Genomic DNA, 24913 nt, shown 5'->3' with positions numbered 1-24913 from the left:
GGGAAATAAAGATAGTACTATTATTTAAAATATGATTTGTCTTGATGTTTTTTTATTGCCTTCCTTGATAGCCAAATTCCTACAAATAAAGAAATAAATGCTCCAGCCCAAATTCCAGGTATAAAATCTATAAAAAGAAAGAAATCGTAAGTACCGTGAAAGCATGCAGCAAGTAATAATCCCATTATATTATACTTAATTCTATGTTTAGAAAATTTTGCTTTCCCCATAAAATACCCCATAAGAATTGCAAAACTAGCATGCGCCGGAATAGCTGTAAATGCTCGTAAAATACCAGATTGTATGCCGCCTTCAAAAATATAAAAAATATTTTCTGTGGCCGCAAACCCCATAGACACCATTACGGCATATATTATACCATCAAAAGGTTCGTTAAAGGCTTTATTAGGTTGTGCAAAATAACGTACAATTACATATTTACTAAATTCTTCTGTAAGGCCAACAACTAGAAAAGCTCTAATAAATTGTTGCATTACGCTATATTGATCTAGAACTAAATTATAGTTGTAAAAAAGGGAGATAATTGTAGTGATAATGATACTTACAAAAGCACCAAGTAGAAAGTTATAAAACAACAAGATTTTTGGTTCTTTCTCGTATTTATCTTTATAATAAATGTAAAGTATAATTACTAAAACAGGAGTAAGGGCAAGTATAAGTAGATTCATGTTTTATTTAAATTTAGGAGTAAGTTTTTTCTGTAAAAATAATTGTAGTGATGGATACATAATATTAGTTACAAAATGACTTAACAAAACGGCAATTGCTGCTCCATTTAAATAATATAAAGGAATTAAAATATAACATAATATAAGATTTGTAACACAACCTAAAGTAAACCTATATACTTCGTGTTGTAACTGGTTTGTAGATAGCAAATGTTTTTCATAAAGCATGCCCATAAATATAAATAATGGAGCCCAACAAAAAATATGAAGCGGCGATTTAGCCTCCTGATATTGATCTGAAAAATAGGTGCTCAAAATAAAATTTCCTAAAAAAGTATAAAATATCGCAATACCAATTCCTAAAACAATCATTGTTATTCCCAATTGTTTCATTTTAGTATAATAATGTTCTTTATTGCTTTTAAAAGACTCTGCAAGAGATGGGTATAGTGCGTTAATTATAGCAAATCCTAAGGTCCAGCTTAAGCCAATAACTAAATATTGTACACTTCCAAATATGCCGTTTGCATGATCGTTATAAAAGTATTTTAAAAACATTTCATCAATACCAATATAAAGCATCACTAAGGCGTTAGATAGCATTAAAGGGAATCCCATTATTAATAATTGCTTTCCCAGTGGTATAGAAATAGATAATTTTTTAAACGAAAATTGACGATTTAAAATTAATGCGATGGTATAAATTATACCTTGAATTAGAAAATCTAAGGCTATAATTTCTGCAAAATATGTTACGCCTTTTTCATTCTTAACACCATAATATTGTAATAATAATACAATACAAAGGCTTATAATTTTACTTAAAAAAATAAATTTAGCCTGCTTTTTAGCTAAGAAATAAAATTCGAAAATATCTGTTAATCTAAATAAATAACTAAATAATAAAACAAAATATAAAGTAAATAACGATGTGTTTTTAGTAATTAGCAAATAACCTATTATGCCTATAGTGAGCAAAATCCAAGTTAAAAACCGCATTACAAATGTTGTTGCAATAATGGTTTCACTTTTTTTTGGTTGTAATACAATTTCTCGAATACAAATCGCGGCCAATCCCAGAAAAAAAACAGGTGTAAACAGACCTAAAATGGCTTCTACAAGATGTAATTTACCAATATCTACAGTCCCTAAAGTATTGAATATTTTGGGTACAATGAAAACTCCAGCAAAAAGTTGAATCCCTTTTTCTAATGAAAACCAGGTTGTAGAGCTAATATCTTTTTTACTGAATGCTATTTTCATATACTATAAAAATTTCAAATATATAAAATAGCCTTGTGTATAGAACTTTGATTCTTATTTATTATTTTGCTGAAGTTAATCACTATTTATGACTTCAGAATTTCTTAGACGCTATTATGTATTACGTATTATTAAAAATCCAGAATTATATGGGTTATCTAAGCCTTATGTTACTTATGAAGAATTAAAGAAGGCATTAGAAGCTATAGTTAAACGACATAATGACGATTCACTTTACGAAAAATTAGAGTCTAATAGCAGAAAAACTATAAATCGTGATATTAAAGACATTAGATCTTTTAATAATATACAAATTAAGCATAAACGTTTTAGTGGTTATTATGTATTAGAAGAAGATTTTATTATAAACGATGATTTAAAAGAGATTTTCGAGAAAACAGAGTTGTATTTATTACATCATCACGCGCATGCTTGGAAAGATTTTGTTACCACTTCCAGAACGTCTTTAAGTCCGTTTATAGACATGGTTGCGCTTATTAATGCCATAGAATGCCAGTACCTTATAGAAGTAGATTATAAAGGTTGGTATGACGATAACCGGTTTCAGAAAATAAAAAATATATTTCAACCGCTGCATATTAAAGAAATTAATAATGCTTGGTATTTAATTGCTCATAATTCTGAAATAGGTATTTATGCCTTGTGTTTGGATAATAGAATTAACGGATTATCTATAACAAACAGGGTCTGTAAAAATCCAGTTCCTTTTAATGATTCCGAGTATTTTAAAAACTCCATCGGAATATTAAAATCGGATATTCCCCCGACGTGGATTCATATTCAAGTGGCTAATCATCATTTTAAATATTTAGAAAGCAATCCGTTACACCATTCACAAATTATTGTGTCAAGACCACAAGATCTAGATACTCAAGACTTAGATTATAGTAATACTAGAATTTGGGGTGAGCTTAAAATTTATGTAGAACCGAGTTACGAGTTTTTTATGCAAATTTTAAGATACAATCGTTGGGTTAAAATAATTTCTCCACTTCATGTTGTTGAAGAAATGAAAGTGCATATTGGCTGTATGTCTGATTATTATAATTAATAATTTCTTACATTATATTGAAGCAGACATATTTTGTCTATTTGGCATATATTTTTGAGTATCATTAAACACAAATTTAATGTAATTAAATCTCAAAACTAACCTATATGCCTACATTTAAAATTACTATAAAAGAAGCACTAAATGTGCAAGGTGAGTATGTTGGAGCAGGTCTTTCTGTTCAAGTCTCAACTATGGTTCCCTATCCCTTCGACGATGTTGAAAAAGTTCAAAATGCCTTTCTACGCATGCATGGCATAGATTTTAGAGCCGCAGGATATTTGAATCCTGGGTATTTTAATGTTGAACAAGTTTAAATTAAAATAAATATGTCAAATTATAAAGAAATAACTAATTGGAAGAATAAATATTTTCAAGCAGAACTAATTAAACAGATTCATCAATTGGTAATAACATTAACCAATAGTAAAACAATATATAATAGAAGAAAATTAGTAGATTTTTTAAATGAAGGAAATAACGATTTAAACCTTAAAGAAGGAATTATTCTAAAATATATTTTGGAAGAAGCATATAAAAGAGCTTCACATTCAAAATTAATTCAAGATGGTATTGTTAAATGTTTTATTGAAAATATTGGGAATGATAGTATATATAATCCTAATAGGATATTTATAAATACAGATTCATTAAACTTTGAAGATAATTATTTAGACAAATTTGATAACAAAATCAAATTAATTGAAAATAATGCAAATAATGTTAGATCAATAGATTTTATAGATGAATTAAATCAAACACATCAAAAATCTTTACAAATTACAAGAAAAGATGAATTTTCTATTACAGGTAGCACTAAAGTCGATAATGCATATGAGTATGCCTCTAGTATAAAGCAAGGCTATGAAAATATAATTAATAAGTATAATGAAATTAAAGATATTAATTTAAATCTTATAAGCGATTTTGAGTTTTTAAGAAATGAATTGAAATTATTGAGATTAGATTTAATAAATCTATTAGTTGATTTATTTGGAGATTCTATAAAAGTTAGTGAACCTGAATTATTTGATTTTTCTCGCTTAGAGTGGATGGATTTTGAAGATACTTGGGGGAATCTAAATTTATATTTTAATAACATAGATCAATCTTTAGAAAGTTTTAAAATTTTGCACGAAGCGCAAATGAATAAAATTGGAGATTCCAGTATGAATATTGGAAAAAATGCTATTAATAACTTAAATAGAAAAAGTAAAAAGGGAAGCTTGTCTACTAAAGATATAAAAGGAGAATTAGCAGGAGCAGTTGTAGGAATGGCTATAGAAGGAGTATTAGGAGTAGCCAAGTCTCGAAGTGAATCTAAAAAAACTATAGCTACTATTAATAAAGATGTTGAAGCTTTAAAAAAAGGTATGCACAGTGATTATAGTAAAATGATGAATGATTTATTAAGAATCGCTAGTATATTTTCACATTTGAATGATGTATTAATTCCAGGATTTAAAGTTTTCATTAACACTGTCACTTCAATTGTTAAAAACGATATAAAGCCATTGTATAATGAAATTAAGTCTATAGACGGAATTAAAGAAAAGAGAGATAATAATGCATTATTAATTAAAGAGTCAAGATTAATTGATTTAGAATTGGTAGATAAGGAAAATAGTTTGATTTTTTGTGATAATGAAAAAGTTAGATTTAAGAATGAATTGGCAGATCTTAAATTTGAAAATGATTTTCTAATTGAAATAAAACCAGAAGAGCCATCTGTTTTTTATAATCTAGTTTCTTTTGGAAAAAGTGGAACCTTATATAAGGAGACTTTAGAGGAATGGAATATATATTGTTTACCTAAGGTATATTATTACAATGAGTTAAAACAACTACTAGCTAATCAGGATGTTTTTAAGAATCAGTTAAACAATGATATAGAGTCCTTAGGTAATCGTAAAATTGTGTTAGAAGGTTTAATTAAGCAGCAGTCAGCAGAAATATTTATGATTTTTAATAAAAGTGAATATTCTAAAGCTAATTTAAAAGATCTTTTAATTCAAATTAAGCAAATTTCAGGTGCGGCAAAAAATACTATAGCCGTAGAATTATTAATGGAAGATTTAAAAGTTGCTATATAATATGGATTCAAATCAATTAGAAGTAATAAATAATTTAAAGAACAAAGAAACACAGTTAATATTTTTATCCGCAGTAAAAAAGCATGCAATAGAATTGGATAAAGAAACAGAAGTTTTTAATCTTATTAAAAAACAAGTAACAGAAAAAATTAATCAGAGTGATCAATTTTCACAAATTTCTGCTAACCAAAAATCTGAAATAATTAATTTAGGTTTCGAAATAATTCAAAATGCCATTGAAACAAAATTAATTAATCTTAATGGGGAAAGGTTAAAAGAATTAAACAATTTAAATGAATTACAATTTCTAAATGTATTCAATAATAAATTGTCACTTTTTAAAGAGAAAGTAATTAAAAATCAATCTGATTTTGAAAAAATTAAAACTTTAGGATCAGAAAATACAATTTCTTCTCTAACAGAAATGTCTAAAATAATCAATTATAATTCTTATGAAGAAGAACCAAATTCCATTGAAAATGATGTTGATACGTTTTTAAATGGTGGTGATCTTCAATTTTAAATATATAAAATGAATATAGAACAATATATTAAATCAAATAAATTAGCGAGTAGTAAAGCATTGAAATATTATTTACTTGGTAAAGAGCATGAGCTTTTTGAAGTTGAAGATAATGATATTAGAAATATCTTTAATAAGAAAAAACAAATACAGGAAGGCAAATCATTTTTTAAAAGAGGACTTTATAGATTAAATTATTTTTTATTTCTTCTATTTATTATTTTATTCTTTGTCATTACGGTAGAGAATAAGTTTATTGTACTATTTTTTTTGTTACTTCTTAGTTTTAAACCGCTAGCACATTTTTTTGCCCTAAAGAATAAAATATCTAGTTATAATATAGATTTATATAGAAGCTTTTACGGAGAAAATATTTTACTAGAATCTGATAATATTTCTGAAATACAGGAGATACCAGAGTTTCAAGAAAAAGCAGATAAAAAAAGATCAAATGGCTTGATTATAGTAGTTGTGATAGGAGTATTGATTTTATTATCGTTTCCATTCAGATCAATAATTGGGGAGGAAGTAATTAAAGAAGATTCCAGTGATAAATCTTCTAGGCCTGAGATTGTGAAAACAAACTTAACAACTGATAAAGAAAAGCCTACAAAAGAAGTAGTATCAAAGTCTAATGAGTTAACTGAGGAGGAACTAGCGCAACTAGAAGCCGAAAGTGAGTCAGATATGATGGTGTATGGAGAAGAGTTGATGACAAGTAAAACTGAAGAAAAAAAAGATAATTCTGCAACAATTACAGGTTCAGATATCATTATGAGAAACGGGCATTCAACAAAATCTAAAATTGTTGGATCTTTTAAACAGGCTGGAGAAAAAGTTGTTGTCATAGGTAATTATACTTCTGAGGAGCAAACTGTTTTAATTAAAAATGAAGTTATTGTAAGTGATACGGAAGGGAAAAATAATATTTTACCTAAAGGAAAATTTGTTAAAATTATTGCTATTAATGAAGAATCTCCTGTAGAAATTTTAATTAGTTTTAAAACTAAAGAAGGAGAATCAAAAGAAGGTATAGTTTCTAAAAATGATTTAGATTATATTAATGAATCTTGGTATAAAGTAAAGAGAGGTTAGTTTAGCCCCCAATAAGATCGGAGTGATATTTTAAATTTCAAAATTAATATATTTGAGATATGAAATATAAGAAATGGACCTTAGATCAGAAGTTAGAAATTCTCTCCAGTTCAGAAGCGATAGGTATCGTAGAAACCTGTCGTAAATACGGAGTTAGTACGGGTACTTTTTATAGTTGGAAGAAGAAACATGAGAGCCAAGGAGAAGCCGGCTTAAAAGTCACTTATGATACTAAAAGTAAAGAACATAAACAGGCAGAAGAAGAAAATAGAATACTACGTAAGCTTCTAAGCAACAAGGAAATTGAATTGGAAGTACAACGGGAACTTTTAAAAAAAAAGTTTGGGACGTCCGATCCAAGAAAGATTTAGTAAATGCTATTTATAGTAAACATAAAATTAGTAAAACCAACATAATTAATATGGTAGGGATGGTTCATAGTAGCTATTACCGTACTCCAAGTTTCGGAAAAAAAGGTAATACTCCTAGTAAGCTCACCTATCATAAATCTAGAGGCTGGGTTAATCAAGACGCTGTTATTGCTTCTATAAAAGAGATTTTAAGTCATGAATTTATAGATTGTGGTTACCGATTAATGACTTCTTACTTGAAAAAAGAAGCATACGTGATTAATCATAAAAAGCTCTATAGAATTATGAAAGAACAGGGCATGCTAAAACTAGAGAATCGGATAAACAGAAGTGGTTCTGGGCGTAAATTTGTAAAATTCAGAAAAGTAAACACCTCTAGACCAATGGAATGTTTAGAGATGGATATAAAGACGGTATGGGTTCCTAGTGTGGGTAAAAACGCTTATTTATTATCCATCATAGACGTACATACTCGTAGAATATTAAAAGACTATTTTTCTATTAAACAGGATAAGGTGATAGCGTTTTTATCAGAGTTGTTTGCAGAATACCAATACCCTAATAATGTTGTTATTAGAAGTGACAACGGTAGCCAGTTTATTGCAAATAATGTACGTGAATATCTTGGGCTAATTGGGGTTCAGCAAGAATTTACACATATAGCCACACCAGAAGAAAATGCGCATATAGAAGCCTATCATGGAATACTAAAAAAAGAAATTTTTCAAAAAGTTGATTATCGATATTTTGGGCAAATTGAACAAATCTTAAAAAGGTATGTGACTTTTTATAATAATACTAGGCTACATGGGCTCTTAGGACGAATTACACCAATGGAAAAATGGGACGCTGATAAACACCTCATTTTAATGAAAAAATTAACAGCTTAAGCAATAATCGAAATTTAAAAGATTACTCTTGTTTTATAGGGGTCAAAACAAGAGGTAATGGCCAAACTGGTTGGGTTTTTGGTAAATTTATTAAAATGGATTAAATTTTAATTGAACTATTTGAGAATAACCATAGACAATGCAAAACCCAAACCGTCCATACCACCGTACAGAAATAGACCTGCTATTCACCAAAGTCAAAGCCCAAATGCATAAGACTGCTTTAATTAGAGGAGGCGATGGTATTGCGCTTTATACAGATTGTTATACGGGAGAAACCTTAAGAGGAGGAGATCGTTATGATTATGAACATATACGTTCTGCAGAAGCTGTTTTTATGATGTATCGAGATCGATTAAGTAATAGTGAAATTGCAGAAGTTGTAAATTGTCTAGAAAATGTATCAGTAACTTTAAGAGTGATCAATCAATCTAAAGGTAAAACTAGAATGGAAGATTGGTTAAATAGCGGTTCAAATTTAACAACTTATAAAATTAATACTGTAATAACGACTTCGTCTTTAAAAAAAGCAGATTCAGGTATTAATAGAAAAGCAAATAGTATTTTAAAAAGAAAAAATTAGTACACTTTATATAAACTAAGTTCAATTGTAATAATTTTTAAACTGTCTTATTCTGTATTTAAATAATGCAATAGGACAGTTTTTTTTAACTTAATTTTAAAACGGATACATTTTGTCTATTTGGTAGTTAATTTTGATGCATACTTCAAAACCTCCTAAATATCAACAGAATGAAGATTTTTGTAATATGCCTTTTAAGTATAGTTTTCTCTCATACTATTTTAGCTAATACTGGCCTAGACCATGAAAGTATATCTAGTGATAGTGTACACGATTATAATAAAAATCAATTATTTCCAATAGTTTTAGATCGCGATTATTTATCTGAACAAAGCCGACAATTTATTAATGAGGAAATGAGTTTTGTTAGGGTTTGTGAGGAGGCTTCAAAATTTTGGCAATCTGAAGATACACGAACTAAGCGCTGGGAGTTAAGAGTTCAAAAATATTTTAATGTTTCTACCTACTCAAAATACGATGATTCTCACATTTTAAAGGAATTAAATGTAAAAGATTCTCAATCAGACTTAAATAAAATGGTTTCTATAATTGCTTCAGAAAGTATTAATGAATTTACTTCTGAATTAGCCATTCTACTCTGTTTATGGTTCTTTATGGGCGTTGCTGTTGTTTTAAATAAAGGCAAATTTTTTATTGGAGACATATTACTAACCTCTTTAATTTGCATTTGGTTTGGAATTAAAAATCAGGTAATAAAAGATAATTTAGAAGATTTTCTAGTTTTCGAGAATACACGTCTAACAGAAATTGTAGCCGGTGTTAAAATGCATAAAAATGATCCGAAACCATCATTTTTAAAATCAAAATTAAATGCTATACATTTTCTTGAATAGCTTTTAAAACCTGTAAATAATATGCTTTATTAGAAGGTACAAAATAGTCGTTATTTTCACTATTGGCTAAAAGGTCTTTAAACTTATTAAAAGTAACTAATTGTATGGCTTCAACTTCTTCTTTTTGAGGTGTTAGTGTGCTTATATCTTGTTTTAATTCTGCAATATAAGTATGATGAAATTCATTGTCTTTAATACCAGAATCATAACTCTGGAAACAGTCAAAAACACCAATTTTCTTTAAATCAGATTCTTGTAATGTTAAACTAAGTTCTTCTTTAGTTTCTCGTAAGGCAGCTGCTTCAATAGTTTCTCCAGCATCTACATGTCCTGCTACCGAGATATCCCAAATTCCTGGGCAAATCGCTTTTTTATAACTGCGTTGTGCTAATAAAATTTCTCCTTTAGTGGTATATAACCAAATATGTGCTGTATTATGAAAATAGCCTTTAGTATGAATTTCAGATTTTAAAGCTGTTTTTCCTGTAGGTTTATAATCTTTGGTTACAATGTCTATTATTTCGTCCATAATTTTAAGAAAAAAAAGCCTCAGAATAATCTGAGGCTGAATTAATTTTATTTAAAATAACTAAATGTTTCTCCGTCTTCAATTTTTAAAAGAGACTCGTAAATTAATTTAATTACATTTTCAACGTCATCACGATGTACCATTTCTACAGTAGTATGCATGTAACGAAGTGGTAAAGAGATTAGGGCAGAGGCAACACCTCCATTACTGTATGCAAAGGCATCTGTATCTGTTCCTGTTGCTCTAGATAAGGCTGAACGCTGAAAAGGAATTGCGTTTTTTTCTGCAGTATCTGTAATTAAATCTCTTAATTTTTGTTGTACCGCTGGTGCGTAAGCGATAACTGGTCCTAAACCTAACTCTAAATGACCTTCTTTCTTTTTGTCAATCATAGGAGTAGTTGTATCGTGAGTTACATCGGTAACAATAGCCACATTAGGTTTTATTGTTTGTGTAATCATTTCAGCACCACGAAGTCCAATTTCTTCTTGTACAGAATTTGTAATGTATAAACCAAAAGGAAGCGTTTTCTTGTTTTCTTTCAATAAACGCGCCACTTCAGCAATCATAAATCCACCCATTCTATTGTCTAAAGCACGACAAACAAATTTATCACCGTTTAAAACATGAAATTCGTCTGGATATGTAATTACACAACCCACATGAACACCCATTTTTTCAACTTCTGCTTTATCTTTAGCTCCAACGTCTATGGTAATGTTATTTGGTTTAGGCGTTTCTTCATTTGCTCTATCTCTAGTATGAATAGCTGGCCAACCAAAAACCCCTTTTACAATCCCGTTTTTAGTGTGAATATTAACCATCTTACTAGGTGCAATTTGGTGATCACTACCACCATTTCTTATCACATAAATTAATCCGTTATCCGATATATAATTTACATACCAAGAAATTTCATCGGCATGTCCTTCAATAACAACCTTATAAGGTGCATCTGGATTTATAACACCAACAGCTGTTCCATAAGTATCCGTAATAAATTCGTCTACATAAGGTTTTAAATAATCCATCCACAGCTTTTGCCCAGTCCATTCGTATCCTGTAGGCGCTGCATTATTTAAATATGTTTCTAAAAAGTCTAACGATTTTTTATTTAATATACTCTTCTTTGCCATTTGTAATAGTTTTGCATAAAAATAATAATATTAATGCGATTTTAATGTTATAAGCAATGTAAATTATTAATTTTGGAATAGTTTTTTTGCTACAATATTTTATGAAAATACTATTATACATTCTACTCTTTTGTCCGCTTCTTGTTTGGTCTCAAATTAATGAGACAGAAGAAGATATACTTCAGGATATTTATATTAAAGTTGAAGGAGATTCAATTTTTCATAAAAGTATAGATTTAGATGAAGTGTTAATTCTTAACAAAATTGAGTTTGTAAACAGAAAAGAGCATGTGCAATATATTATTTTGCGTAGAAAAACGATGAAAGTCTATCCGTATGCTAAAATGGCAGCAGACCGTTTACAGGCTTTAAAATTACGATTAGATAAATTAGATCGTAAAAGTGATAAAAAAAGATATACTAAGCAAGTACAGCATTATTTAGAAGATGAGTTTACTGCCGAACTAAAAAAAATGACGAGAACCGAAGGACAAATTTTAGTGAAGCTTATTCACAGACAAACAGGAATTACAACCTTCGATTTAATAAAAGATTTACGTAGTGGTTGGCGTGCTTTTTGGTTTAATAATACGGCTAAATTATTCGATATTTCTTTAAAAGAAGAGTTTGACCCAATTGCATCTAAAGAAGATTATTTTATTGAAGATATTTTGCAACGTTGTTTCCAGAACGGAAGATTAGAGCGTCAGAATTCTGTATTAGATTTCGATTTTTATGAAGCAGAACATAAATGGTCAGGTCGTTTAAAACATCTTAAAAAATGAAAATACAATCGCCTTTAGAAGAGCGACTAAACACCATTACTCATGCTTTTGGAGCGGTATTGGGAATTATAGGTTTAGGATTGCTTTTATATTATAACGAACAAAATACAGCATGGACTACGTTTAGTGTTGTTATTTATGGAATATCTGTTATTGTTTTGTTTTCTGCTTCTGCATTATACCATTCGGTAACTAAAGAAAATCAAAAACATTATTTACGCATTTTAGACCATATTAGTATTTATTTACTCATCGCAGGGACGTATTCTCCAGTGCTTTTAATTGCTTTAAAAGATAGTTTAGGTTGGGATTTATTTTGGGTAGTTTGGGGTATTGCTGCTTTCGGACTTATTTTAAAATTGTTCTTTACAGGTAAATTCGAATTATTTTCAACGTTATTATATCTAATAATGGGTTGGCTTATTGTTTTCGATTTTAGTAATTTAGTTCAAGTAATTGGTAGCCAAGGCGTGTCTTTATTGGTTGCAGGAGGTGTATTTTATACCGTTGGTATTATTTTCTTTGTATTTGAAAAAATCCCGTACAATCACGTTATTTGGCACTTATTTGTATTAGCAGGCGCCATTTGCCATTTCTTTATGATCTTTTTATATGTAATTTAATCCTTTAAAATGTCTTCGTAATCCTCGAAAAACGATTCGAATTTAGACATCTTATCATTAAAAAATGCCATAACATCTTGCCATGTATTTTTATTATGAATAGATACTTTTTGATCTAGAGGCACATAAATTCTTGAAATTTCTTTCTCGTTATCTAATAAAAACTCTTCTTCAAAAATAGCATTAGGCAAATAATCGTCTTTTAAAATAGACTTTAAAGATTCTAATTTTTCCCAATGTTTAATTCTGTTTTCAAGGTCTTCTTCAACATCTAAAGTAACATAGGCGCTTTTAGTATCAAAATAAAACTTAAAACTAAAGCCTTTAATTTTTGTATTATATAACACCCATTTTCTAGGAAAGGATTTCCCGAAACTAGTCCAAAATAATTCTCGTAATTGTCTTGATTCTTCTTTACTAAACATAATTTATACGGCGTAAGCAATGGCAACTCCTGCAAAAATAGAAATTAGCTTTGTTAAATTGAATTTATGATCTTCGTTACTTTCAAACAAAATAGTTGTAGAGATATGAAAAAAGATCCCGATTACAATGGCATTAATATATGGAATATAACTTTCTACTAATGTTAAATGGTTTGATATAAAGGTTCCTAAAGGTGTCATAATCATGAACACTAAAAGGAATACAGTAGATTGTTTTTTATTGTAATGCGATTGAATTAAAAAGGTTGTGATTAAGGCTGCAATTGGAATTTTATGAATTAAAACACCGTAAACCATATCGTTATGTTGGTGTATTGGGAAGCCTTCTAAAAAACTATGAATACATAAACTAATAAACAACAACCACGGAAATCTGGTATCGTGTTTATGTATATGTACATGGCCATGTTCTGCGCCCTTAGAAAAGAATTCGAGTACAATTTGTAACAGAATTCCTAACATGATAAACAATCCGGTTTGTTTAGATTCTAAGTGATTATAGACTTCTGGCAACAACTCAAACAAGGTTAAAGCTAATAAAAATGCACCACTAAACGACAATAATAATTTAGTGTTTATTGTAGGTTTTGATTTACTTAAAAGAGCAAGAGCAATACCTAATATAACGGCAATAATAGGAAGTAAGTACGAATTCATTATTTAAAAAGCATAACTAATCTTTCTGATGTGTTTACATCAAATTTCTGTAATTTATAATTACCAAATACTTCAATTAAGTGTACATTGGCAGCTTCAAAAAGCGCTTCGAAATCTTTTAAAGTAAAAGCTCTAACACGTTCTTGATAGTTGTAATCTTTACCATCTGTATTAAAAGAGATGTCTTTTATAATATGTCCGTCTTCAACATAACGTTTTAAATAGAATGTTATATTGTCTACAACTTTTGTTTCTTCAGGTACCAAATTAGCAATAACATAATCTGGATTCATAAAATCTATAACTCCAATACCATATTCGTTTAAATCTTTTTTAATTGCCTTTATGGTATTTAAATTGTCTTCGTCTTTATCAAAATAACCAAAACTAGTGAATAGATTAAATACGGCATCAAACGTTTCTGTAAACGTTGTACGCATATCATGAACTTCAAATTGAAGCGTATCATTTTCAAACTGTTTTGCGTAATTTATACTGTTCTCAGATAAATCTGCTCCAATAACGTTATATCCTAAAGAATTTAAATAAATAGAATGTCTTCCTTTTCCGCAAGCTAGGTCTAAAATTTTGCCATCTTCAGCAATATTTAAATATTCTGTTAACGCATCCATGAATACATGTGCTTCACGGTCGTCTCTATTTTTGTATAATATGTGGTAAAAAGGGGAGTCAAACCACGATACATACCATGTTGTGTTATCTTTTATCATTTCTAAACTATGTAGGGTGCAAAAATACTGTATTTTTGTGTTCTATTTAAAGTAAATAATGGAGAATAATTTTAAAATGGTTGCCAAAACCTTATTTGGCTTTGAAGAATTATTAGCAAAAGAATTAACTCAGTTAGGTGCACTAGACGTTGAAGTGGGTGTAAGAAACGTAAGTTTTGTTGGAGATAAGGGCTTTATGTATAAAGCAAACTTAGGGTTAAGAACGGCTATTAAAATATTAAAACCAATACGTACATTTCGTGTGGTTACAGAACAAGACATTTACGATAATGTCTATAAAATGCAATGGGAGAATTATTTAAAACCTACAGGAACTCTAGCAATAGATGCTACTGTTAATTCTACTGTGTTTACGCATTCCTTATATATAGCACAGAAAACTAAAGATGCCATTGTAGATAAATTTAGAAATACAACTGGTGTAAGACCAAATGTAGATTTAAAATTTCCTGATTTAAAGGTTAATATTCACATAGATAGAGAAAAATGTACTATTTCTTTAGACAGTTCTGGAGATTCTTTACATAAACGTGGTTATAAAACAGCAACAAATATTGCACCTATAAACGAAGTTTTGGCTGCAGGATTAATTATGCATTCTGGTTGGGATGGACAAACAGATTTTATGGATCCCATGTGTGGTTCTGGAACTATTTTAGTTGAAGCGGCTATGATTGCTTGTAATATACCGCCAAACTTAATGCGTAAAGAATTTGCGTTTGAACGTTGGGAAGATTGGGATGTAGAGCTATTTGAAAAAATTGAAACATCTCTATTATCTAAAACACGTGATTTTCATCATAAAATTATGGGTTACGATAAATCGCCTTCTGCGGTAACAAAAGCCATAGAAAATGTGAAGAATGCACATTTAGAAGAATTTATTTCTGTAAAACATGAAGATTTCTTTAAAACTAGAAAATCTGGAAACGAGAAATTACACATGTTATTTAATCCGCCTTATGGTGAACGTTTAAATATTGAAATGGAAGAATTTTACGGAAGTATAGGAGATACGCTGAAGCAAAACTACCCAGGAACAGATGCTTGGTTAATTACGTCTAATTTAGAAGCTTTAAAGTGTGTTGGTTTAAGACCTTCAAGAAAAATAAAACTTTTTAATGCCAAATTAGAATCACGTTTTGTAAAATATGTGATGTATGAAGGTAGTAAGAAAGCAAAAAAGCAAGTGTAACCACTTGCTTTTTAATAACTTTTAGATAAGGCGTTTAATCTTTTTTAAACGCTTTAAATTTAAATTTTTGTCCGCCTACAGAAATATCGGCCATTAAACCACCCTTGGTTTTTGTAAATACGGCAACACCTTCAGAATATTTAGCATTAAAAGATTCTCCTGATTTAATTGCTGTTGCAGAAGCTCCAGCATCAAACTTAAATTTACCTTTTTTAAACGCTTCTAATTCAGTCTTTGTTTCAAAGAAAATAACTTCAATAATAGCTTCTCCACCAGCTTGAAGTCCGATATTTACTTTTTTTAAACTAGCCATACCTAATTTAGAGCCTCTTTTTTTATAAAGTACACCATTTCCTGAAGCGCCGCCTATAATAAGAGCGCCTTTACCTACATTGGGAAAAATAACATATCCAGCAGATTTTCTAAAGAGTTTTTTTAAATCAGGATTCGCTTTAATAAGTGTTTCTTTTGCTGTTGCTGCGTCTTTATTATAGATTTATCTTTTTCACTTTGTGCCGTAGTTGTTAAGCCAATAAGCCCAATAGTAAAAACAAGTATTAATTTTTTTAAATGTGTCATGATTCTTCAATTTCAATTATTAATAGCTTCTTTAAAATTAAGTAAAATACAAATATGTAAAAATATTAAGCCCTAATTTTAAGCTTTATGCATTAAAATTAGGGCTTATAAAAGCAATTTAAAATCGTGTTATTTATCCTTTTTATACAATGGTATTAGGTAGGTAATAGAATAACCATAACCAAAACCAATATCTACACTATCATAAGTTTTATAATACCCCGGAATGTAAAGGTTTTCAAAATTATCTGGTTCGCTTTGAGAAAGTAACATTTTAAATTCTATATGAGCTCCAATATATAAATTTGTAAGTATTTCAACTTTTAAACCTCCTATCAATTCTGCCCATACAGCGTTCAAACCATCTTGCTCAATTGCATCTGAAGAGGAGTATTGAGGTGTCCAATATTGATCTTCAGTATACACAGTATAACTATTTAATGTTTGGTTAAATGTACTTGCTCCAATTCTAAAACCACTATAAATCATGTTTTTCATGTCTAACCAGTTTTGGTAGGCATTATAATCTATACCTGCTTTAAAATAAGATCCTTTAGTGGTAGCGTCGTAAAACTCTGTGTTCGTATTTTTATTTTCATTACCAAATTCTCCGGCGATGTATAAGTTTTTAGAAAGTCTGTAATCTCCTGTAATTTCAAACCCTTCATAATCATCATCAAAGGCCGTTGTTACAAGCTTACTTAAATCTACACCAATACGTAAACCGTATTTTTCTTTTATTTTAATTGAATCTATAGTTGCTTGTTTTATACTATCATTTTGCGCCATAACATTGGCACTAAAAAGAAAAAAACAAAAACTAGTACTAATGATAAAATTTAAAATGTTGTTCAGTTTCATCTTCTACAGATTGGTTATCGTCCACAGATTGTATTAATTGTATCCAATTATCACTATCTGATTCTAAATTTATACTTACATTATTATACACCGTTTTATAGCCACAAGCACGAGATACATATACTTCTTCTACATTATAAGTAATAGTAATAATATCTTCGTTACCGGTTACAGTATCATCGCTATCATCGTCTGGCGTATCATTATCATCTAAAATGTATTCCTCGTAAAGCGAATATTGTGTAATCGTATCTGTGGTTTTAAGCGGAATAGCAATAGAATCTGTGGCTACAATATTGTAGTCTGATAACACTTCGTCATTGCCTACACCTTGTACTACCAAATTGGTAACATCTAAAGATTCGTCTGCATTAGGATTCGTTACATCGTAAAACCTAATAATTAATTTTGGCGTTGTCTCAGTATCGTTAGAACAAATATCATCTCTTTCACATCCTAAAAAACAGAAGGCTAGTAAAAGAATAATTATAAATGAATATTTCATAAATGATTTATCTTTTTTCTAAAAGTACAACATTTTCTACGTGATGCGTTTGCGGAAACATATCTACAGCTCGTACTTTAGTTACTTTATAAACAGCATCCATTAACGCTAAATCTCTAGCTTGAGTGGCACTATTACAGCTTACATATACAATTTTTTCTGGAGAAACATTTAATAACATTTCTACCACATCTTTATGCATTCCATCTCGTGGTGGATCTGTAATAATAACATCTGGATGACCGTGAGTTTCTATAAATTGTGTGTTAAATACATTTTTCATGTCTCCAACATAGAAATCTACATTCTCTATATTGTTCGCTTTTGCATTTTCTTTTGCAGCTAAAATAGCATCAGGAACAGCTTCTACACCAACTACCTTTTTTGCTTGTTTTGCGACAAACTGAGCAATGGTTCCTGTACCTGTATATAAATCGTAAACTAATTCTTCTCCTGTTAATCCAGCAAAATCGCGAGCTACTTTATATAATTCGTATGCTTGATCTGAGTTTGTTTGATAGAAAGATTTGGCATTAATCTTAAATTTTAAGCCTTCCATTTCTTCAAAGATATGATCGCGACCATTAAAACATAAAATCTCCTGATCGTAAATTGTATCGTTTGCTTTTCCATTTATTACATATAATAAAGATGTAATTTCAGGAAAGGTTTCTGCAAGGTAATTTAGTAATAATTCACGTTTCTCTTTATCTTCTTTAAAGAATTGAATAAGAATCATTAATTCTCCTGTAGATGCTGTACGAATCATTAACGTACGTAGTAATCCGGTTTGGTTTCTTGTATTAAAAAATTCCAAATCGTTTTCTATAGCGAACGCTTTTACAGCATTTCTAATCGCATTTGAAGGATCTGCTTGTAAATGACATTTATCAATATCTAAGATTTTATCCCACATGCCTGGAATATGAAAACCTAATGCATTTTTATCTCCTAAATCTTCGTCAGACTGAATTTCTTCTAATGTTAACCAACGGCTATCACTAAAAGAAAATTCCATTTTATTTCTGTAGAAATATTGTTCTGCAGAACCTAAAATAGGAGTAACCTCTGGTAATTCTATATGGCCTAAACGGCGTAAATTGTTTTCAACTTCTTTTTGCTTATAAAAAAGTTGCCATTTATAATCCATATCCTGCCATTTACAACCTCCACAAACACCAAAATGCTCGCAAGCTGGAGTTGTACGTTTGTCAGACAATTTATGAAAAACAGTAGCTTTACCTTCGTAATAGGCTTTACGTTTTTTATATGTTTGAATATCTACGACATCGCCAGGTACTGCATTTGGTAAAAAAATAACTGCTCCCTCTGGAGATTTTGCGATGGTTTTCCCTTTTGCTCCTGCATCAAGGACTTCTATATTTGTAAAAACTTGTTTTCTATTTCTTCTAGACATGGCGCAAAAATAAGGTGTTTTTAGCTTTTGTTTATACGTCTTCACATATTTTTTAGAAACGAATTGCATTTTTAAATGATTATTATGCATAAAGCATTTAAAAATCTAACATATTATTTTAATCCGCTTTTTATATTTAGTAATTTGCAGACAGTTTAATGGATGATTTCTCTCCATCTCAAATTTCATTATTAATTAGGGACAAGGTAGGAATAGCAAATTATCAATTTAAAATATATTAAGATGGCTGTTTTAGACCAATTAACTTCGGAGCAAGCAATTGACTTAGAAAACCAGTATGGTGCGCACAATTATCATCCGTTACCTGTTGTACTAACCAAAGGAGAAGGCGTTTTTGTTTGGGACGTTGATGGCAAGAAGTATTACGATTTTTTATCGGCTTATTCTGCGGTAAACCAAGGACATTGTCACCCAAAAATTGTAGGAGCAATGATTGAGCAAGCACAACAATTAACATTAACATCTCGTGCATTTTATAATGACATGTTAGGGAAATACGAAAAATTTGCTTGCGAATATTTTGGTTTCGATAAATTATTACCCATGAATACTGGTGCAGAAGCTGTAGAAACTGCTTTGAAATTATGTAGAAAATGGGCTTACGAAGTAAAAGGTGTTGAAGAAAATGAAGCAGAAATTATTGTGTGTGAAAATAACTTTCACGGTCGTACCACAACAATTATTTCTTTTTCTAACGATCCTATAGCTCGCGAAAACTTTGGTCCTTTTACAAACGGATTTATTAAAATAGAATACGATAATTTAAAAGAATTAGAGGCTGCATTAAAAAATAATCCTAACGTTGCTGGCTTTTTAGTAGAACCTATTCAGGGAGAAGCTGGTGTTTATGTGCCTAGCGAAGGTTATTTGTCTAAAGCAAAAGCGTTGTGCGAAAAATATAATGTTTTATTTATTGCAGATGAAGTACAAACGGGTATTGCCAGAACGGGACAGTTATTAGCAGTAAATCATGAAAATGTAAAACCAGACTTATTAATTCTTGGTAAAGCATTAAGTGGTGGTGCTTATCCTGTAAGTGCTGTTTTATCAGACAACGTTGTTATGGACGTTATTAAGCCAGGAAACCACGGAAGTACATTTGGAGGAAACCCAATTGCTGCTGCTGTAGCTATTGCTGCTCTTAATGTGGTTACAGACGAAAAGTTAGCCAAAAATGCAGAAACTCTTGGTCAGTTATTTAGAAGTGAGTTAAATAAATATATAGAAGTAAGTTCTATTGCAAAATTAGTAAGAGGTAAAGGCTTATTAAATGCTATTGTAATTAATGAAGACGAAAATAGCGAAACCGCTTGGAATATTTGCTTAGCACTTCGTGATAATGGTTTATTAGCAAAACCAACACATGGTAACATTATCCGTTTTGCTCCGCCTTTAGTTATGAATAAAGAACAACTGTTAGATTGTGTTTCTATTATAATTAAAACTTTAAAACAATTTGAAAAATAGATTTTCAAAATAGTTATAAACCTAAAAAAGCGATTCTTAATTAAGAATCGCTTTTTTTATATTTAATAAGAACGTATTTAACGTTCTTTAAACTTCATTTTGGCCTGCTTCAATACCTCTTTGTATTTCCTGAATTTGTTCAGTCATTACATTCCAATCTGTAGTTGCAATACTATAAATACAATATAAAAGAAAAATTCCGTTTATAATTAAGATAATCATAGCTATGGTTTTTGCAGTATTCATCCCTTCAATATTATCATAATTTTCAGGATTAAGTTCTACATCTTTCAAACTGTTATGCGCCATATAAAAGGCAATACCAGCAGGAATAACTCCTAGACCAGCAAAACAACAACACATAAGTCCTAAAATTGATAATACGTAAATAGGTGTTGTTTTTAAATAATTTCTTTCCATAATTTTTACTAAAGGTTTGTGGTTGATAGTTTAATGATATAACTAATTACAATAATAGCAATATTAGTAATAATAAGCCATTTTTTAATAGTTTCTTGGTGTTTAAACGATTTGAATATATTGACAACTATAAAAGCAGAAAAAATAATAATGGTGTAAATGGCAGGATACATTTTAAAAGCAGCAATAAAATCGCCATTTAAAATTAAAGCAATAGAGCGCTGCAAACCACAGCCTAAACAATCGAAGCCTAAGAATTTTTTTGTTAAACAAGGAAGCATGTAATCGTCAATAGAAAACATAAGTATTAAATTTAATGATGCAAATATAGTATTATAACAATGCATTTATATAGAAGATTATATAAACTACTTTATATAAAATCGTAATTTTGATTTTAATTAGAAACTAAAATGATGAAATCGTCCCAAACCTTAAATTATATATTAATTATCTTCGGAATTCTTATAGCCATGTACGCAAAGGTAGATAACGCAGAAAACCCTTACCTTTTAATTTTAGGTATTTGTAGCTTGCTTTTTGGTGTGTTTAAAATTTCGCAAACTATTCCAAGTAAAAAAGATAAAGACGATAATTTTATTAATGAAGATGAATAATATGAGTTTTAAAAAAGGAGATACCGTATCTGTTTTAGATGAAGATATGTCTGGAACTATTATAAAAGTTGATGGTACTACCGTTTCTGTAGAAACGGATGATGGATTTATGTTGAATTTTGAAGCACAGGAACTTATTAAAATAAAGACAGATCCGCAGTTAGATTCTCAGATTTTTAGAGAAAGTTCATTAAGTCAAGTTATCTCAGAAAAGGAAGAATATAAGCCTAGAAAATCTGTTAAAATAAAACCTAAAGAACGTTTTGAACCCACTATGGAAGTCGATTTACATATCCATAATCTGGCAAAATCGACTAAAAATATGGGTAATTACGATATGTTAACGTTACAATTAGATACCGCTAAATTTAAGTTAGAGTTTGCTATAAAAAACAGAATTCAGAAAGTTGTGTTTATTCATGGCGTAGGAGAAGGTGTGCTTAAAATGGAATTAGAATACTTATTTAATCACTACGATAATGTAAAATTTTACGATGCCAATTATCAGAAATATGGAGTAGGAGCGACAGAGGTTTATATCTTTCAGAATGTTAAGTAATACTTAAATTTGTTACAATAAAAAGCGACCACATTATTAATAATGTGGTCGCTTTTTTTATACTAGATATTAATTTTATTTTTTGTCTATAACATTGGTAGGTGCACAACTAAATAAATGTTTTTGTTTAATTAGGTTTGCAATACCTTCTGGTAGCATGGTTTCCCATCCGGGTTCGTTAGTTGCAATTTTTTTAAGTACTTCTCTAGAAAATACAGAAAGAATAGTAGGATCGTAATCCGTAATATCAACCACTTTACCATTGTATTTAAAGAATTTATATAATTCTTTCATACGTGGATGTACTTTTAAGTTTTCACTATCTGTTAAATTTCCGTTTTCATCTGTCATTGGATACAGATACACACGAAGATCTTTAAAGAATAATTTACCAAAAGCTTCTAATATACCACCACTTAAATGACGGTAGTATTTTTCATCGAATATATCGATTAGATTATTAACCCCCATAGCTAATCCCATGCGGTTTTTAGAATATTGAGAGAAGTATTCTACTAATTTATAATACTCTTGGAAATTAGAAATTAATACCGTTTGTCCTAAAGAACATAATAGTTTCGCACGGTCTAAGAAATCCTGTTCATCAATTTCTCCTTCTGCACGTAAGTTCGATAATGTAATCTCAAAAATAACCTTTGTATTATTTTCGTCAACCTTATTTTCTTTAATAAACATGTCGTAAGATTTATGAAATAAATCCATGTTTACTTTTGTTACCGGTCTATAACTACCACGTAACGCTAAAATGTTTTTCTTGTATAATACACGAGCTGGTAAAACGTTGTTTCCATCTGGATCGAACATTACGGCATCTGTCATGCCATTTTTCACCAATTGTAGGCTCATTAATCGGTTATCTACATTTTCAAAAATAGGTCCAGAGAAATTAATAGTATCAATTTCAATTTGGTCTTTATCTAAGTGGTCGTATAAATAACGTAATAATTTTTTAGGCTCGTTATATTTATAAAATGCACCATAAATAAGGTTTGTACCTAATACACCAAGCGTTTCTTGTTGTAATCTGGCATCTGTTTCTTTAAATCTAAGGTGTAATGTGATTTCGTTATAATCTTGATCTGGAGCGACTTGATAACGCAGTCCAACCCATCCATGACCTTTAAATTGTTTTGCAAAATCTATAGTTGTTACCGTGTTTGCAAAAGAGAAGAACATTTTATTCGGGTGTTTATCACGCGTAATACGTTCTTCAATCAATTTAATTTCGTGATTAAGCATTTTCATTAAACGCGCCTCAGTCACATATCTACCATCTTTTTCGACTCCGTAAACAGCATCACTAAAAGATTTATCATAAGCAGACATAGCTTTTGCTATAGTTCCGGAAGCACCACCTGCTCTAAAAAAGTGTCGAACAGTTTCTTGACCGGCCCCAATTTCCGCAAACGTACCATAAATGTTCTCATTTAAATTGATTCGAAGCGCTTTCGTTTTTAACGAAGGTATGTCTTCAATCTTTTTGTCTCCTATCAGGGTGATTTCCATGTATAAATGTAGATTAGAATAAATGTATCTCTTACAAAGGTATTAAATTAGCCTACTAAACAAAAAAATAAGTCTATTTTTGTAGTAAATCTTTAACAGTTTTGAAAATCACTTTTTTAGGCACAGGAACATCTCAAGGCGTTCCCATTATAGGTAGTAATCACCCCGTTTGTTTAAGTCAGGATTCTAAAGATAAACGGCTTCGTGTGTCGGTCTTAATAGAATGGGATAACTTTAGTTACGTGATAGATTGCGGTCCAGATTTTAGACAGCAAATGCTTACAAATGTTGTAGATAAAATAGACGGTATTTTATTTACACACGAACATGCAGATCATACTGCGGGTTTAGACGATATTAGACCGTTTTTCTTTCGCCAGGGCGATATAGATATTTATGCACATAAACGCGTGCTAAAATCTTTAGCTATTCGTTTTGATTATATCTTTACAACCGTAAATAAATATCCAGGGGCACCAAGTGTAACTGCTCATGAAATTACTAACACAGGCTTTAAACTTAAAAATTTAGATGTTATGCCTATAAATGGTATGCATAATAAATTGCAAGTTTTCGGATTTAGATTTAAAGATTTTGCTTATTTAACCGATATGAAAACGGTAGCAGATTCTGAAATTGAAAAATTAAAAGGCGTGAAAGTTTTAGTGGTAAATGCATTAAGAATCGAGCCACATATTTCTCATTTTAATTTAGAAGAAGCTCTAGAATTTATTAATAAAGTACAACCTGAAAAAGCCTATTTAACACATATAAGTCATTTACTTGGTTTCCATGAAGCTGTAGAAAAAGATTTACCAGAACATGTGTTTTTAGCTTATGATAACCTCCAAATAACTATATAATGAAGCAGAGAATTTTTATGTACCTGTTTATCTTTTCATTACTTCTTATTTTATTTCAATATGTAAATGCTAAGCATGTTTTTGAAGATGATATTAGAACTATTGAAAAAAGTAAAGCCAAAGTTGAAACCTTAACAGACTCTATAGCTGTATTACAAGATAAGGTGTTTGAATTATCTCATTTTAATATTGAAAATAATGAAGATGCAATTACTTATTTCGAAAATGATAATTTAGATGTCGATGCTTTAATTCCTTTTATTAAAGACGAAATTTACAGTAAAAATGTAAAAGGAGGGAACCCTTTAATTCCGTATGCAGCAAACGAAGGCAGAGCCATGCTAATTAATTCTATTAAAATACTAAATCATAAATGGATTATTACAGATTTTTCTGATGGTATTTTTTGGGGAGAACTTCTTATAAAATATGAAGTAATTAATCAGAACGAAGTAACTTTTAATGTCATAGATTCTTTATTATATCCGCTTCAGTAAATTAATTATACTTACATGTTTAAT

The 24913-nt window shown here is 29.8% G+C and carries 31 protein-coding genes; 17 read left to right on the top strand and 14 right to left on the bottom strand.

The window, feature by feature from the left end:
* Window positions 1-20: 20 nt before the first annotated feature.
* Both GQR95_RS12545 and GQR95_RS12540 read right to left on the bottom strand, forming a co-directional pair.
* Window positions 21-689 carry a PrsW family intramembrane metalloprotease gene (locus tag GQR95_RS12545; RefSeq protein WP_159023485.1) on the bottom strand — a complete coding sequence of 223 codons (669 nt, stop codon included), beginning with the start codon at window positions 687-689 and terminating at the stop codon, window positions 21-23.
* 3 nt (window positions 690-692) lie between these two features.
* Window positions 693-1952 (bottom strand): polysaccharide biosynthesis C-terminal domain-containing protein, encoded by a 1260-nt coding sequence (locus GQR95_RS12540; RefSeq protein WP_159023484.1) that lies wholly within the window; start codon window positions 1950-1952, stop codon window positions 693-695.
* Window positions 1953-2040: 88 nt separating this feature from the next.
* Here GQR95_RS12540 and GQR95_RS12535 point away from each other — a divergent pair, with 88 nt between their 5' ends.
* The 9 genes from GQR95_RS12535 (at window position 2041) to GQR95_RS12495 (ending at window position 9433) form a co-directional block, all read left to right on the top strand.
* Window positions 2041-3024, top strand: a complete 984-nt coding sequence (locus tag GQR95_RS12535) for a YafY family protein (RefSeq protein WP_159023483.1) — start codon at window positions 2041-2043, stop codon at window positions 3022-3024.
* Window positions 3025-3131: 107 nt separating this feature from the next.
* Window positions 3132-3341 (top strand): DUF6140 family protein, encoded by a 210-nt coding sequence (locus GQR95_RS12530; protein ID WP_159023482.1) that lies wholly within the window; start codon window positions 3132-3134, stop codon window positions 3339-3341.
* 12 nt (window positions 3342-3353) lie between these two features.
* A complete protein-coding gene (locus GQR95_RS12525; RefSeq protein ID WP_159023481.1) occupies window positions 3354-5117 on the top strand; it encodes a hypothetical protein in 1764 nt (587 codons plus the stop codon).
* A 1-nt stretch (window position 5118) separates the two neighbouring features.
* Window positions 5119-5640 (top strand): hypothetical protein, encoded by a 522-nt coding sequence (locus GQR95_RS12520; protein WP_159023480.1) that lies wholly within the window; start codon window positions 5119-5121, stop codon window positions 5638-5640.
* Window positions 5641-5649: 9 nt separating this feature from the next.
* Entirely contained in the window at window positions 5650-6735 is a 1086-nt protein-coding gene (locus GQR95_RS12515; RefSeq protein ID WP_159023479.1) for a hypothetical protein, read from the top strand.
* Between the two features lie 59 nt (window positions 6736-6794).
* Complete coding sequence (locus GQR95_RS12510) at window positions 6795-7106, top strand: transposase (RefSeq protein ID WP_159022877.1); 312 nt, start codon at window positions 6795-6797, stop codon at window positions 7104-7106.
* Complete coding sequence (locus tag GQR95_RS12505; RefSeq protein ID WP_159024305.1) at window positions 7043-7996, top strand: IS3 family transposase; 954 nt, start codon at window positions 7043-7045, stop codon at window positions 7994-7996. Before GQR95_RS12510 ends, GQR95_RS12505 begins: the two co-directional genes overlap by 64 nt.
* 139 nt (window positions 7997-8135) lie before the next feature.
* Window positions 8136-8579, top strand: coding sequence for a hypothetical protein (locus GQR95_RS12500; protein ID WP_159023478.1), 444 nt, complete (start codon window positions 8136-8138; stop codon window positions 8577-8579).
* Between the two features lie 170 nt (window positions 8580-8749).
* The gene (locus GQR95_RS12495; RefSeq protein WP_159023477.1) at window positions 8750-9433 is read left to right on the top strand and encodes a hypothetical protein; all 684 of its coding nucleotides are present in this window, start codon (window positions 8750-8752) and stop codon (window positions 9431-9433) included.
* Here the strand turns inward: GQR95_RS12495 and GQR95_RS12490 are convergent.
* Entirely contained in the window at window positions 9414-9962 is a 549-nt protein-coding gene (locus tag GQR95_RS12490) for an NUDIX domain-containing protein (RefSeq protein WP_159023476.1), read from the bottom strand. The two genes, GQR95_RS12495 and GQR95_RS12490, sit on opposite strands and share 20 nt — an antisense overlap.
* A 47-nt stretch (window positions 9963-10009) precedes the next feature.
* Window positions 10010-11098, bottom strand: a complete 1089-nt coding sequence (locus GQR95_RS12485) for a M42 family metallopeptidase (RefSeq protein ID WP_159023475.1) — start codon at window positions 11096-11098, stop codon at window positions 10010-10012.
* A 101-nt stretch (window positions 11099-11199) separates the two neighbouring features.
* Here GQR95_RS12485 and GQR95_RS12480 point away from each other — a divergent pair, with 101 nt between their 5' ends.
* Window positions 11200-11883 carry a DUF4294 domain-containing protein gene (locus GQR95_RS12480; RefSeq protein WP_159023474.1) on the top strand — a complete coding sequence of 228 codons (684 nt, stop codon included), beginning with the start codon at window positions 11200-11202 and terminating at the stop codon, window positions 11881-11883.
* Window positions 11880-12506 (top strand): hemolysin III family protein, encoded by a 627-nt coding sequence (locus GQR95_RS12475; RefSeq protein WP_159023473.1) that lies wholly within the window; start codon window positions 11880-11882, stop codon window positions 12504-12506. The genes GQR95_RS12480 and GQR95_RS12475 overlap by 4 nt, the downstream gene beginning before the upstream one ends.
* On the opposite strand, the gene GQR95_RS12470 is transcribed toward GQR95_RS12475, so the two are convergent.
* From GQR95_RS12470 to GQR95_RS12460, 3 genes are read right to left on the bottom strand one after another with little or no spacing between them, the layout of a single operon-like run.
* Window positions 12503-12931: a DUF4268 domain-containing protein gene (locus GQR95_RS12470; RefSeq protein ID WP_159023472.1), complete on the bottom strand. Its 429-nt coding sequence runs from the start codon at window positions 12929-12931 to the stop codon at window positions 12503-12505. The two genes, GQR95_RS12475 and GQR95_RS12470, sit on opposite strands and share 4 nt — an antisense overlap.
* A 3-nt stretch (window positions 12932-12934) precedes the next feature.
* Window positions 12935-13609, bottom strand: a complete 675-nt coding sequence (locus GQR95_RS12465) for a ZIP family metal transporter (protein ID WP_159023471.1) — start codon at window positions 13607-13609, stop codon at window positions 12935-12937.
* Complete coding sequence (locus GQR95_RS12460) at window positions 13609-14340, bottom strand: bifunctional 2-polyprenyl-6-hydroxyphenol methylase/3-demethylubiquinol 3-O-methyltransferase UbiG (RefSeq protein ID WP_159023470.1); 732 nt, start codon at window positions 14338-14340, stop codon at window positions 13609-13611. Before GQR95_RS12460 ends, GQR95_RS12465 begins: the two co-directional genes overlap by 1 nt.
* Window positions 14341-14398: 58 nt before the next feature.
* On the opposite strand from GQR95_RS12460, the gene GQR95_RS12455 reads away from it, so the two are divergent.
* The gene (locus tag GQR95_RS12455) at window positions 14399-15556 is read left to right on the top strand and encodes a class I SAM-dependent RNA methyltransferase (RefSeq protein WP_159023469.1); all 1158 of its coding nucleotides are present in this window, start codon (window positions 14399-14401) and stop codon (window positions 15554-15556) included.
* Window positions 15557-15590: 34 nt separating this feature from the next.
* Here the strand turns inward: GQR95_RS12455 and GQR95_RS17000 are convergent, their stop codons facing one another.
* From GQR95_RS17000 to rlmD, 4 genes are all read right to left on the bottom strand, one after another.
* Window positions 15591-15869 (bottom strand): YSC84-related protein, encoded by a 279-nt coding sequence (locus tag GQR95_RS17000; RefSeq protein WP_305038392.1) that lies wholly within the window; start codon window positions 15867-15869, stop codon window positions 15591-15593.
* Between the two features lie 395 nt (window positions 15870-16264).
* The gene (locus GQR95_RS12445; protein WP_233265925.1) at window positions 16265-16924 is read right to left on the bottom strand and encodes a DUF6048 family protein; all 660 of its coding nucleotides are present in this window, start codon (window positions 16922-16924) and stop codon (window positions 16265-16267) included.
* A gap of 37 nt (window positions 16925-16961) precedes the next feature.
* The gene (locus GQR95_RS12440; protein ID WP_159023467.1) at window positions 16962-17501 is read right to left on the bottom strand and encodes a DUF6452 family protein; all 540 of its coding nucleotides are present in this window, start codon (window positions 17499-17501) and stop codon (window positions 16962-16964) included.
* 7 nt (window positions 17502-17508) lie between these two features.
* A complete protein-coding gene (rlmD, locus tag GQR95_RS12435; RefSeq protein ID WP_159024304.1) occupies window positions 17509-18918 on the bottom strand; it encodes a 23S rRNA (uracil(1939)-C(5))-methyltransferase RlmD in 1410 nt (469 codons plus the stop codon).
* Window positions 18919-19161: 243 nt separating this feature from the next.
* Here rlmD and rocD point away from each other — a divergent pair, with 243 nt between their 5' ends.
* Window positions 19162-20406, top strand: coding sequence for an ornithine--oxo-acid transaminase (gene rocD / locus GQR95_RS12430; RefSeq protein WP_159023466.1), 1245 nt, complete (start codon window positions 19162-19164; stop codon window positions 20404-20406).
* 87 nt (window positions 20407-20493) lie between these two features.
* Here the strand turns inward: rocD and GQR95_RS12425 are convergent, their stop codons facing one another.
* Together GQR95_RS12425 and GQR95_RS12420 are read right to left on the bottom strand one after the other, a co-directional pair.
* Window positions 20494-20826 carry a CCC motif membrane protein gene (locus tag GQR95_RS12425; RefSeq protein WP_159023465.1) on the bottom strand — a complete coding sequence of 111 codons (333 nt, stop codon included), beginning with the start codon at window positions 20824-20826 and terminating at the stop codon, window positions 20494-20496.
* 8 nt (window positions 20827-20834) lie between these two features.
* Window positions 20835-21128, bottom strand: coding sequence for a DUF2752 domain-containing protein (locus GQR95_RS12420; protein WP_199269591.1), 294 nt, complete (start codon window positions 21126-21128; stop codon window positions 20835-20837).
* A 111-nt stretch (window positions 21129-21239) separates the two neighbouring features.
* Between GQR95_RS12420 and GQR95_RS12415 the strand changes: the two genes are divergently transcribed.
* Window positions 21240-21443, top strand: a complete 204-nt coding sequence (locus GQR95_RS12415; RefSeq protein ID WP_233265924.1) for a hypothetical protein — start codon at window positions 21240-21242, stop codon at window positions 21441-21443.
* 1 nt (window position 21444) lies between these two features.
* Window positions 21445-22002 carry a Smr/MutS family protein gene (locus tag GQR95_RS12410; protein WP_159023464.1) on the top strand — a complete coding sequence of 186 codons (558 nt, stop codon included), beginning with the start codon at window positions 21445-21447 and terminating at the stop codon, window positions 22000-22002.
* A 75-nt stretch (window positions 22003-22077) separates the two neighbouring features.
* Here the strand turns inward: GQR95_RS12410 and GQR95_RS12405 are convergent, their stop codons facing one another.
* Window positions 22078-23529, bottom strand: a complete 1452-nt coding sequence (locus GQR95_RS12405) for a TonB-dependent receptor (RefSeq protein ID WP_159023463.1) — start codon at window positions 23527-23529, stop codon at window positions 22078-22080.
* A 101-nt stretch (window positions 23530-23630) separates the two neighbouring features.
* On the opposite strand from GQR95_RS12405, the gene GQR95_RS12400 reads away from it, so the two are divergent.
* Window positions 23631-24392, top strand: a complete 762-nt coding sequence (locus tag GQR95_RS12400) for an MBL fold metallo-hydrolase (RefSeq protein ID WP_159023462.1) — start codon at window positions 23631-23633, stop codon at window positions 24390-24392.
* A complete protein-coding gene (locus GQR95_RS12395; RefSeq protein WP_159023461.1) occupies window positions 24392-24889 on the top strand; it encodes a hydrolase in 498 nt (165 codons plus the stop codon). Before GQR95_RS12400 ends, GQR95_RS12395 begins: the two co-directional genes overlap by 1 nt.
* The last annotated feature ends 24 nt before the right edge of the window (window positions 24890-24913 follow it).

It is taken from the genome of Formosa sp. L2A11, assembly GCF_009796865.1.
Classification (GTDB): Bacteria; Bacteroidota; Bacteroidia; order Flavobacteriales; family Flavobacteriaceae; genus Formosa.
This window is presented reverse-complemented; position numbering and strand designations above follow the sequence as displayed.

Coding starts and splice junctions, on each gene's coding strand:
- GQR95_RS12405 (WP_159023463.1), bottom strand. CDS start 23,529: ATGGAAATCACCCTGATAGGAGACAAAAAGATTGAAGACATACCTTCG.
- GQR95_RS12480 (WP_159023474.1), top strand. CDS start 11,200: ATGAAAATACTATTATACATTCTACTCTTTTGTCCGCTTCTTGTTTGG.
- GQR95_RS12410 (WP_159023464.1), top strand. CDS start 21,445: ATGAGTTTTAAAAAAGGAGATACCGTATCTGTTTTAGATGAAGATATG.
- GQR95_RS12520 (WP_159023480.1), top strand. CDS start 5,119: ATGGATTCAAATCAATTAGAAGTAATAAATAATTTAAAGAACAAAGAA.
- GQR95_RS12515 (WP_159023479.1), top strand. CDS start 5,650: ATGAATATAGAACAATATATTAAATCAAATAAATTAGCGAGTAGTAAA.
- GQR95_RS12540 (WP_159023484.1), bottom strand. CDS start 1,952: ATGAAAATAGCATTCAGTAAAAAAGATATTAGCTCTACAACCTGGTTT.
- GQR95_RS12525 (WP_159023481.1), top strand. CDS start 3,354: ATGTCAAATTATAAAGAAATAACTAATTGGAAGAATAAATATTTTCAA.
- GQR95_RS12465 (WP_159023471.1), bottom strand. CDS start 13,609: ATGAATTCGTACTTACTTCCTATTATTGCCGTTATATTAGGTATTGCT.
- GQR95_RS12475 (WP_159023473.1), top strand. CDS start 11,880: ATGAAAATACAATCGCCTTTAGAAGAGCGACTAAACACCATTACTCAT.
- GQR95_RS12490 (WP_159023476.1), bottom strand. CDS start 9,962: ATGGACGAAATAATAGACATTGTAACCAAAGATTATAAACCTACAGGA.
- GQR95_RS12470 (WP_159023472.1), bottom strand. CDS start 12,931: ATGTTTAGTAAAGAAGAATCAAGACAATTACGAGAATTATTTTGGACT.
- GQR95_RS12415 (WP_233265924.1), top strand. CDS start 21,240: ATGATGAAATCGTCCCAAACCTTAAATTATATATTAATTATCTTCGGA.
- GQR95_RS12440 (WP_159023467.1), bottom strand. CDS start 17,501: ATGAAATATTCATTTATAATTATTCTTTTACTAGCCTTCTGTTTTTTA.
- GQR95_RS12455 (WP_159023469.1), top strand. CDS start 14,399: ATGGAGAATAATTTTAAAATGGTTGCCAAAACCTTATTTGGCTTTGAA.
- GQR95_RS12510 (WP_159022877.1), top strand. CDS start 6,795: ATGAAATATAAGAAATGGACCTTAGATCAGAAGTTAGAAATTCTCTCC.
- rocD (WP_159023466.1), top strand. CDS start 19,162: ATGGCTGTTTTAGACCAATTAACTTCGGAGCAAGCAATTGACTTAGAA.
- GQR95_RS12495 (WP_159023477.1), top strand. CDS start 8,750: ATGAAGATTTTTGTAATATGCCTTTTAAGTATAGTTTTCTCTCATACT.
- GQR95_RS12500 (WP_159023478.1), top strand. CDS start 8,136: ATGCAAAACCCAAACCGTCCATACCACCGTACAGAAATAGACCTGCTA.
- GQR95_RS12425 (WP_159023465.1), bottom strand. CDS start 20,826: ATGGAAAGAAATTATTTAAAAACAACACCTATTTACGTATTATCAATT.
- GQR95_RS12545 (WP_159023485.1), bottom strand. CDS start 689: ATGAATCTACTTATACTTGCCCTTACTCCTGTTTTAGTAATTATACTT.
- GQR95_RS12530 (WP_159023482.1), top strand. CDS start 3,132: ATGCCTACATTTAAAATTACTATAAAAGAAGCACTAAATGTGCAAGGT.
- GQR95_RS12485 (WP_159023475.1), bottom strand. CDS start 11,098: ATGGCAAAGAAGAGTATATTAAATAAAAAATCGTTAGACTTTTTAGAA.
- GQR95_RS12445 (WP_233265925.1), bottom strand. CDS start 16,924: ATGGCGCAAAATGATAGTATAAAACAAGCAACTATAGATTCAATTAAA.
- rlmD (WP_159024304.1), bottom strand. CDS start 18,918: ATGTCTAGAAGAAATAGAAAACAAGTTTTTACAAATATAGAAGTCCTT.
- GQR95_RS12395 (WP_159023461.1), top strand. CDS start 24,392: ATGAAGCAGAGAATTTTTATGTACCTGTTTATCTTTTCATTACTTCTT.
- GQR95_RS12535 (WP_159023483.1), top strand. CDS start 2,041: ATGACTTCAGAATTTCTTAGACGCTATTATGTATTACGTATTATTAAA.
- GQR95_RS17000 (WP_305038392.1), bottom strand. CDS start 15,869: ATGGCTAGTTTAAAAAAAGTAAATATCGGACTTCAAGCTGGTGGAGAA.
- GQR95_RS12420 (WP_199269591.1), bottom strand. CDS start 21,128: ATGTTTTCTATTGACGATTACATGCTTCCTTGTTTAACAAAAAAATTC.
- GQR95_RS12460 (WP_159023470.1), bottom strand. CDS start 14,340: ATGATAAAAGATAACACAACATGGTATGTATCGTGGTTTGACTCCCCT.